Source organism: Mycobacterium sp. (genome assembly GCF_032159775.1).
In the GTDB taxonomy this organism is placed as follows: Bacteria; Actinomycetota; Actinomycetes; order Mycobacteriales; family Mycobacteriaceae; genus Mycobacterium.
This window is the reverse complement of record NZ_JAVHWK010000065.1, coordinates 1-2,722: the sequence shown is the minus strand read 5'-3', so window position 1 is coordinate 2,722 and position 2,722 is coordinate 1. Positions and strand designations below refer to the sequence as shown.

Sequence of the window (2,722 nt, the reverse complement as noted above, 5' to 3'; positions counted from 1 at the left end):
GTGCTGCGGCAGCAGTATTCGCTGCAGCAACAGTCCAGCGCCGTCACCCACGAGCAGAGCGAGGCGTTCAAGCAGACGGTCGCCACGGCCCAGGACCTCCGCAACAAGATCGCCGACTTCGACGACTTCTTCCGGCCGCTGCGCAGCTATTTCTATTGGGAGCCACACTGTTTCGACATCCCGCTGTGCGCGGCGCTGCGGTCGATCTTCGACGCGCTCGACGGCATCGATGCGCTGACCGACCAGCTGGCCAACGTCTCGGGCAGCATCTCCAAGCTTGACGAGCTCCAGCCCAAGCTGACGGCACTGATCCCTCCGCAGATCGCGAACCAGCAGACCAACCGTGATCTGACGATGACGAACTACGCCACCACGGCGGGGATCTACGACCAGACCCAGGCGGCCCTGGAAAACTCCACCGCGCTGGGCCAGGCCTATGACGCATCGAAGACCGACGACTCCTTCTACCTACCGCCGGAGGCCTTCACCAACCCCGAATTCATCCGCGGGCTCAAGCTGTTCCTCTCCCCGGACGGCAAGGCGGCCCGCATGATCATCACCCACGACGTCGATCCCGCGAGCCCCCAAGGCATTTCGCACATCGAGGCGATCCGGCACGCGGCCCAGGAAGCCGTCAAGGGCACCCCTCTGGCGGGCTCCAAGATCTACATCGGCGGGACGGCATCCACCTATGAGGACATCGGGAACATGGCGCACTACGACCTGATCATCGCCGCCATCGCCTCGCTCAGCCTGATCCTGCTCATCATGATGTTCATCACCCGAAGCCTGGTGGCGGCGTTGGTCATCGTGGGCACGGTCGCGCTGTCGCTGGGCGCGTCGTTCGGGCTGTCGGTTCTGGTGTGGCAGTACATGTTCGGGACTCCGCTGTACTGGGTGATCCTGCCGCTGGCCGTGATCCTGCTGTTGGCCGTGGGATCGGACTACAACCTGCTGCTGGTCTCCCGGTTCAAGGAGGAGATCCACGCGGGGATCAACACCGGCATCATCAGGTCCATGGCGGGCAGCGGCTCGGTCGTGACGGCGGCAGGTCTGGTGTTCGCGTTCACCATGGCGTCGTTCATCTTCAGCGACCTGCTGGTGCTCGGCCAGATCGGCACAACGATCGCCCTCGGCCTCCTGTTCGACACGCTGATCGTGCGGTCCTTCATGACCCCCTCGATCGCCGCGCTGCTCGGGCGCTGGTTCTGGTGGCCGGTGCGGGTGCGCAACCGCCCGTTCCCCGAGAAGTTCGAGCGCGACGATCCGCACCAGCTTGCGCTGTTCTGACCGATGAGCAACCACCAGGCCGAGCGCCCAACGAGGACTGACCGGGTCGCCGTCGTGATCCGGCGGTTCTCGGTGCTGATCGCGCTGTTCTGGCTCGCTCTGGCAGTGGTCACCAACGTCTTCGTGCCACAGCTGGAGAACGTCGCCGAAAGGCACAACGTCTCGCTGAGTTCCCCGGATGCGCCGTCGCTTCAGGCCAGCAAGGAGATCGGCAGGAAGTTCCAGGAGTTCGACTCCGACAGTGCGGCGATGGTCGTGCTGGAGGGCGACCAGCCCCTCGGTGCCGACGCGCACCACTACTACGACGGCTTGGTCCAGAAGCTCGCCAAGGACACCAAACACGTCGAGCACATTCAGGATTTCTGGGGAGACCCGCTCACCGCGGCAGGCTCGCAGAGCCCCGACGGCAAGGCCGCCCTGGTTCAGGTCTACCTCGACGGCAACCAGGGCACGTCACTGGCCAACGAATCCGTCGACTCCATCCGCAAGATCGTCGACGATTCGCCACCACCGCCAGGGGTGAGGGCCTACGTCACCGGCGCCGCGCCGCTGGTCACCGACCAGTTCGAGGTAGGCAGGCACGGCACCCTGAAGACCACCCTGATCACCATCGGGGTGATCATGGTCATGCTGTTCGTCCTGTACCGCCGTTTCACCACGGTGATCCTGGTGATCTTCACGGTGATGATCGAGTTGACCGCGTCGCGCGGCGTGGTCGCCGTGCTGGCGAACGCGAACGTCATCGAGCTGTCGACCTACTCGACGAATCTGCTGACGTTGCTGGTCATTGCGGCCGGAACCGACTACGCGATCTTCCTTCTCGGCCGCTACCACGAAGCGCGCCACATCGGGCAGGACCGGGTGACGGCCTACGCCACGATGTACCGGGGTACCTCCCACATCATCCTGGGCTCGGGCCTGACCATTGCCGGCGCGGTGGCCTGTCTGACCTTCACCCGGCTGCCGTACTTCAACAGTCTCGGCATTCCCGCGGCGATCGGCGTCTGCGTCGCCCTGATCGCCGCACTGACCCTGGCGCCCGCAGTGCTGAGCATCGGCCGCCACTTCGGTCTGTTCGAGCCTGCCCGCCCGATGCGCACCCGCGGCTGGCGGCGCATCGGGACGGCGATCGTCCGGTGGCCCGGGCCCATCCTGGTGGTGACGGTCGGCATCGCGCTCATCGGTCTGCTCGCACTGCCGGGGTACAAGACCAGTTACGACGCCCGCCCCTACATGCCGGCAACCGCGCCCGCCAACGTCGGCTACACCGCTGCCGAGCGGCACTTCTCGCAGGCGCGGCTCAATCCCGAACTGCTGATGGTCGAGGCCGACCACGACCTTCGCAATCCCACCGACATGATCCTGCTCGAGCGGGTCGCCAAGGCCGTGTTCCACACCGACGGCATCGCCCAGGTGCAGTCGATCACGCGCC

The 2,722-nt window shown here is 65.5% G+C and carries 2 protein-coding genes; both read left to right on the top strand.

What is annotated here, in order from left to right; translation table 11 throughout:
• The coding region (locus tag QOJ24_RS06950; protein WP_526260253.1) for an MMPL family transporter at positions 1 to 1,290 on the top strand (1,290 nt) is incomplete at its 5' end.
• Positions 1,291 to 1,293: 3 nt separating this feature from the next.
• The coding region (locus QOJ24_RS06945) for an MMPL family transporter (RefSeq protein ID WP_526260252.1) at positions 1,294 to 2,722 on the top strand (1,429 nt) is incomplete at its 3' end.